Here is a 6,282-nt window from a genome sequence, read left to right as displayed (position 1 = left end):
TGCGCACGGTGACCGGCGACGTCGCGCCTGAGACGTCGCTGGCGATGTCGCGGGATTCGGTGCAGCTGCGGCTGCACTGGCTGCAAGCCGCGAGACCGGGCAGCCGCCATCGGGCGAGCTGCGTGGCCGCCGTGTTCGCCTCGGCATCGCCTGCCGTCGTCGCTGTCGGCGCCGTGGCGTGCCTGGTGCTGCTGTACTGCTTCGGCGTCCAGGGCTCCTGACCTCGGAAGAAGACGCGACGCCCGAGTGGCTGAGCGCGTTCTCGCCACCGCCGATCGGGCCGCGCCCGCGTCCACGCCGCGCAGGCGCCTCCACGGTTCCGCCGGTTCACCGCAACAACGACCAGCCGCTCGCCGGGCGTTTCGGCGCGGATCGCGGACCTCCGCCGCCCCGCCTTAACTACTACGGTTCGTAGTAGTTACGCTCCCGGCAGCCGAGCGAAGGAGCGTGGTCACCGGTGAGCGACACGGGTGCGCAAAAGAAGTGGTTGACGTTGACTGCGGTGGTGCTCGCCGCCGCGGCGGTGTTCCTGCTGGGATACCTGCTGGCCGCGCCGAGCGGGGCGACCCGGGCAGCCCCGCAGCAGGCCGAGAAGCAGCAGGAGAGTCCGCTGGCGAAGCTCGCGCGGCGCAGCCCCGCGGACCCGCTGGCGCTCGGCCGGCCCGATGCCCCGGTCGTGCTGCTCAACTACGGGGACTACCGGTGCCCGTTCTGCGCGAAGTTCTCCCGGGACATCGAACCCGAGCTGATCGAGCGCTACGTCCGGGACGGCGTCCTGCGCATCGAGTGGCGCGACTTCCCGATCTTCGGCGAGGAATCGCTCGAAGCCGCCAAGGCCGGGCGCGCCGCGGCGGCCCAGGGCAAGTTCTGGGAGTACCTGGGCGCGATCTAGCGGGCCGCCCCGGAACGAGGGCACCCGGCGCTGCCGCACGACAAGCTCGTCGACTACGCCGAGCAGGTCGGAATCGCCGACATCCCGAGGTTCGAGACCGACATGAACGACCCCGCCACGATGGCCGCGATCGAGGCCGACGCGACGGAAGGATCGCGGATCGGGGTGTCGAGCACGCCGACGTTCCTGGTCAACGGCGATCCGATCCTCGGCGCCCAGCCGCTGGAGCAGTTCGCCGGCGCCATCGAGCAGGCGAAGGCGGCCGCGGAATGAACGAGATCGGACTGCTCGGCGCGTTCCTCGGCGGGTTGCTGACGCTGATCAGCCCGTGCTCGGCGATGCTGCTGCCGTCGTTCTTCGCCTACGCCTTCGACGGGCTGGGCAAGCTGGTCGCCAGGACCGGGGTCTTCTACCTCGGGCTGGCGACCACCTTGGTCCCGCTCGGTGCGGCGGCGGGGTTCTTCGGCGCGCTGCTGACCCGGCACCGCACGACGCTGACCGTGGCCAGCGGAGTGGTGCTGATCGCCCTGGGACTGCTGCAGATCTCCGGCAGGGGCTTCGGACTCGCCGCGGCGCAGCGGATGACCGGGCGCATCCGGATCTCCTCCGGGATCTCGGTGTACGCGCTCGGCGCCGTCTACGGGCTGGCCGGATTCTGCGCCGGGCCGCTGCTGGGCAGCGTGCTCACCGTCTCCGCGGCCGGTGGCCGCCCCCTCTACGGCGCGATCCTGCTCGCGGTGTTCGCGCTCGGCATGGCCTTCCCGCTGTTCCTGCTGGCGCTGCTCTGGGAACGGTTCCAGCTCGGCGAGCGGGCCTGGCTGCGCGGCCGCGAAATCACCGTCGGACCGGTGCGCCTGCACACCACCAACATCATCTCCGGCCTCGTGTTCATCAGCATCGGTGTGCTGTTCGTGCTCACCGAGGGCACCGCGAACCTCGGCGGACTGACCGACGTGGACGGCCAGTTCGCGGTGCAGGCGTGGTTGCAGCAGACCATCGCAGGAGTCCCGAACACCGCCGTGCTGCTGGTGCTCGCGGTGCTCGCGCTCGCCGCGGTGCTGTGGAAGCTCGCGCGCATCCGCCACGCCGAACGCGACGACTCCCCCGACCCCTCCGGCGAGACCACCGTCGCCGCAGGCCGGCGCAAGGACTGATCGCCCCGGCGGAAGACGCCCCTGGGAAGCACACCGAACGGTTGCGCACATAGCCGACGTCACAAGCACATCTTGGAGGAATACCCCCGGGGGTTTGTTACGTTGGATCCAGGCGAAGGGAGATGGTCGTTGTGGAGATGAAGCCGGAGAAGGTTGGGGACGCCCTGACGCGGCTGCGCCGGGCGCGGGGCCAGCTAAGCGGCGTGATCGAAGCCATCGAGGAAGGGCACGACTGCGCCGAGGTGCTGACCCAGCTGGCAGCCGTTTCGCGTGCGCTGGACCGCGCCGGTTTCAAGATCGTGGCCAGCGGCATGAAGCACTGCCAGCAGGCTCGCGAGGACGGCGACGAGCCGCCGATGACCGAGCAGGAGCTGGAGCGGCTGTTCCTCGCGCTCGCCTGAGCGGTGAGCTTCCCGGCCTCGTCCTCGCCGGATGAGGCCACCTTAATACCCCCGGGGGTTCATGGGGTTCGAGCAGTGATCTCGGTGTCCGGCGCGACCGGCCACGGAGGCGGAAAGGAGTGCGCAACGGTGACGGAGACGAATGCGGCGAAGCAGCAAGACCGCTCGGCCGGTGACCCGGTGGTCGAGGTGATCGAGACGTCCTCGCTCGGGGACCGCAGCTACCTCGCCAGCGATGGCGAAGTGGCCGTGGTGGTCGATCCGCAGCGGGACGTGGACCGGGTGATCGCTGCCGCCGGACGGCTGGGCGTGCGGATCGCGCTGGTGCTCGACACGCACGTGCACAACGACTACGTCTCCGGAGGGCTGGAGCTGGCCCGGCTGACCGGCGCCGAGTACGGATTGGCGGCCGCGGACGAGGTGCCGTTCGATCGGCGGCCGCTGTCGGACGGCGACGCGGTGGAGCTGTCCCCGCGGATGCAGGTGCGGGCGCTGGCCACCCCGGGGCACACCTACCACCACCTGTCCTACGCGCTGGAAGGTCAGGACGGCCCGGTGGGCGTGTTCACCGGTGGGTCGCTGCTGTTCGGGACCACCGGGCGCACCGACCTGCTGGGTGAGCAGCACAGCGAGGACCTGGCGCGCCACCAGCACGCCTCGGCGCAGAAGCTCGCGGCGATCTTGCCGGACGGCGCGCAGATCTGGCCGACGCACGGGTTCGGCAGCTTCTGCTCGGCCACGCAGGCTTCGGGCGATTCGGCGACGCTCGGCGAGCAGAAGCGGCTCAACCCCGCGTTGACGCTGGCCGAACGCGACTTCGTCGAGCAGACCCTGGCGGGGCTGGATGCGTACCCGGCGTACTACGCGCACATGGGCGTGCAGAACACGGCCGGGCCGGAACCGCTCGACCTGCGCGAGCCGGTGCGCGCGGAGCCGGAGGAGTTGCGGCGTCGCCTGGAACACGGCGAGTGGGTGGTGGACCTGCGCTCCCGCAAGGCCTACGTGGTCTCGCACCTGGCGGGCACGGTCGGCCTCGGCTTGGACGGTCCGATGGTGACCTGGCTCGGCTGGATGATCGACTGGGGCGCCCCGATCACGCTGCTGGGCGAGTCCCGCGAGCAGGTCGGCGAGGCGCAGCGCGAGCTGGCGCGGATCGGCATCGACAAGTTCGCCGGTACCGCGGTCGGCACCCCGGAGCAGTTGGCGGCGGATCGCGGTCAGCTGCGCAGCACTCGAACCGCCACGTTCGCGGACCTGGCCGAGGCGATGGACGGCGGATCGCCGGCGCCCGAGGTGGTGCTGGACGTGCGCACCCACAACGAGTTCGCCGCATCCCACGTCCGCGGCGCGATGCACATCCCGCTGTACGAGCTCAAGGACCGCACCGGCGAGATCCCGGCCGGTGTGGTGTGGGTGCACTGCGGCAGCGGCTACCGCGCCACCGCCGCGGCCTCGCTGCTGGAGGCCGCCGACCGCCCGGTCGTGCTCATCGACGACCACTTCGGCGCCGCCGCCGAGGCCGGTGTGCCGATGGCCGACGCGAGCTGAATCCGAACGATCGCGGAGGAACGCGAAGAAATGCCCCATACCCCGCCCACGACCGTCGAACCCGCCCAGGTCCGCGAGTTCCGCGAAGCCGACCCGCAGGTCCGGTTGATCGACGTGCGCACTCCCGGCGAGTTCGCCGCCACGCACATCCCCGGCTCGTACAACGTCCCGCTGGACCTGCTGCGCGAACACCGCGCCGAGCTGACCGCCCAGCACGGCGATCCGGTGGTGCTGGTGTGCGCCTCGGGCGCTCGCGCCGAACAAGCCCGTGCCCTGCTGGAAACCGCCGGGCTGGACCGGATCAGCGTGCTCCGCGGCGGCATCACCGGCTGGGAGGGCGAAGGCGGCGACCTCGACCGCGGCCGCGGCACCTGGGCCATGGAGCGGCAAGTGCGGCTGGTCGCCGGCCTGCTGGTGCTCACCGGCGTGGTCGCCAGCACCGCTTACGAACCGCTGAAGTGGATCTCCGGTTTCGTCGGGGCGGGCCTGACCTTCGCGGCCCTGAGCAACACCTGCGCCATGTCCCGCGTGCTCGGGCTGCTGCCGCACAACCGCACCGCCGCCACCGATGGCCGGGCCCTTCTCGACGCGCTCACCGGCGGGAAGGACGGGAGCCGGACCGCGGGCTGACCCCGCGAGCAGGTGCACGGCCTCGATGACGGTGGCGCGCGGCGAGTCCGCCGCCGGGACAGGTGGTTTCGTTTGTTCTTGGCAGTGGTGTTCGGTGCCGCGATCGGGCTGGCGCTGGGTCTGCTCGGCGCGGGCGGATCGGTGCTCGCCGTACCGGCTCTGGTCTACGGCGTCGGGCAGCCCCTGCAAACGGCGATCCCCAGCTCGCTGGCCGTCGTAGCGCTGTCCTCCCTCGGCGGCCTGCTCCCCCGCGAGCGGCGCACCGCGGTGCGGTGGCCGGTCGCGCTGGTCTTCGGCGCGGCCGGCACCCCCGCCGCTTTCGGCGGGACCGCGCTCGGGAAGCTGTTCCCGCAACGCTGGCTGCTGCTGGCCTTCGCCGCGTTGATGGTCGTCATCGCGGTGCGGATGCTGCGCGGCGGGGAAAGCAACACCGGCGCCTGCCGCACCGGGCAGGGCGGGATCGACTGGCGCGCCTGCCTGCCCAAATCCGTGCTCGCCGGTGCGGCCGTGGGGGTGCTCACCGGGCTGTCCGGCGTCGGTGGCGGTTTCGTCGTCGTCCCCGCCCTGACGCTGCTGCTGGGCCTCGGGGCGCAGGAAGCGGTCGCCACCTCGCTGGTGGTGGTCCTGATCAACTCTGCGGCCGGTCTCGCCGCCCACGCGGGCGCGGCCGACAGCGTCGACTACCGGGTGCTGCTGCTGTTCGCCGGTTCGGCGCTGGTGATCTCGGCGTCGGCGGCGCGGTGGTCGGCGAAGCTGGACCCGTCCACGGTGCGCCGCTGGTTCGCCGTCGTCGTGCTCGCCGTGGCCGCCTTCGTCGCCGTGGCCGCGATCGTCGACCCTTCGACCTTGGGGTGAGGCCGCAGCCCGTCCCGGAAGCGACTCCCGCAGCGGGCCGAGCAACTTTCTCAGCCGCTCCGGCACCCGCAGCTGCGACGGGTGACCAGCCGCGCGGCTGCGGAGACGCCGACATCGTCGCCAAAGGATGAGCTTCGTGGCGTGCAGCACCATCTGGTGCACCCGGAACAGCAAAAGGGCCACCCGCAAAGCGGATGGCCCCTCCACGACAGGAGTTGCGGTCCTGCTCGAGAACCTCAACTCAGGTCAGGGTTGTAATAACAACCCGATGGTCGGGACGGCGGGATTCGAACCCACGACCCCCTGACCCCCAGTGGGGCCCGTAAACTCACGTGACCTGCGAAGACAGAGAAACTGCTGGTGCGGCGGTACCGTTCGCTACTGTTGACACCGGCCCAGCAACGTTTAATCCCCCACGTTCCTCCCCCAATTCCCTCCCACGCGCCGGTGTCAAAACCGACCCGCGCCGATGCACAGCGCACTAACCCACTGTTGTAATACGCAAAATATTTTTCTGCAGGACCGGTAGGAACCGTGCTTCACGAAGCTGAACCCAAATGAATCTCCGTTATTCTGCAGCTCCTGCTATCATCCGGGCCTTGTGGTTGCATTGGCGCAAACTTTCTGCAAATGAGGGAGGGACTTTTCCGGAGTCGTTGTGGTATCTACCCCGACAACCTCGATGTTGCCCAGTGCGCCGTATGGTCCACAAGTTCGAAGCGTCCGGAAACTTGCGCCATCTGGACTTGGATGGGCCAGAACCACTGCGGAGGAATATCCCGTCATGTAGGTCAGAAGCTGA

Annotated in this window: 5 protein-coding genes and 2 pseudogenes; all 7 read left to right on the top strand. The window is 70.2% G+C overall.

Annotated elements, in window-relative coordinates; genetic code table 11:
• A pseudogene (locus tag IJH84_RS18490) lies at positions 1-221 on the top strand (M56 family peptidase); the annotation flags it as partial.
• A gap of 236 nt (positions 222-457) precedes the next feature.
• A pseudogene (locus tag IJH84_RS18485) lies at positions 458-1,165 on the top strand (DsbA family protein).
• The gene (locus IJH84_RS18480) at positions 1,162-2,046 is read left to right on the top strand and encodes a cytochrome c biogenesis CcdA family protein (RefSeq protein ID WP_295146723.1); all 885 of its coding nucleotides are present in this window, start codon (positions 1,162-1,164) and stop codon (positions 2,044-2,046) included. Before IJH84_RS18485 ends, IJH84_RS18480 begins: the two are co-directional and overlap by 4 nt.
• A gap of 137 nt (positions 2,047-2,183) precedes the next feature.
• Entirely contained in the window at positions 2,184-2,447 is a 264-nt protein-coding gene (locus tag IJH84_RS18475; protein WP_338605140.1) for a metal-sensitive transcriptional regulator, read from the top strand.
• 129 nt (positions 2,448-2,576) lie between these two features.
• Positions 2,577-3,995 (top strand): rhodanese-like domain-containing protein, encoded by a 1,419-nt coding sequence (locus tag IJH84_RS18470; protein ID WP_295146721.1) that lies wholly within the window; start codon positions 2,577-2,579, stop codon positions 3,993-3,995.
• Positions 3,996-4,025: 30 nt separating this feature from the next.
• The gene (locus IJH84_RS18465; RefSeq protein WP_295146719.1) at positions 4,026-4,625 is read left to right on the top strand and encodes a rhodanese-like domain-containing protein; all 600 of its coding nucleotides are present in this window, start codon (positions 4,026-4,028) and stop codon (positions 4,623-4,625) included.
• A gap of 78 nt (positions 4,626-4,703) precedes the next feature.
• Entirely contained in the window at positions 4,704-5,480 is a 777-nt protein-coding gene (locus IJH84_RS18460) for a sulfite exporter TauE/SafE family protein (protein ID WP_295146718.1), read from the top strand.
• Positions 5,481-6,282 lie beyond the last annotated feature (802 nt).

The sequence above is a fragment of the Saccharopolyspora sp. genome, from assembly GCF_017434145.1.
In the GTDB taxonomy this organism is placed as follows: domain Bacteria; phylum Actinomycetota; class Actinomycetes; order Mycobacteriales; family Pseudonocardiaceae; genus Saccharopolyspora_C; species Saccharopolyspora_C galaxeae.
The sequence above is the reverse complement of the archived record's forward strand: the minus strand, read 5'-3'. Positions and strand labels throughout refer to the sequence as shown.

Coding starts and splice junctions, on each gene's coding strand:
- IJH84_RS18480 (WP_295146723.1), top strand. CDS start 1,162: ATGAACGAGATCGGACTGCTCGGCGCGTTCCTCGGCGGGTTGCTGACG.
- IJH84_RS18475 (WP_338605140.1), top strand. CDS start 2,184: ATGAAGCCGGAGAAGGTTGGGGACGCCCTGACGCGGCTGCGCCGGGCG.
- IJH84_RS18465 (WP_295146719.1), top strand. CDS start 4,026: ATGCCCCATACCCCGCCCACGACCGTCGAACCCGCCCAGGTCCGCGAG.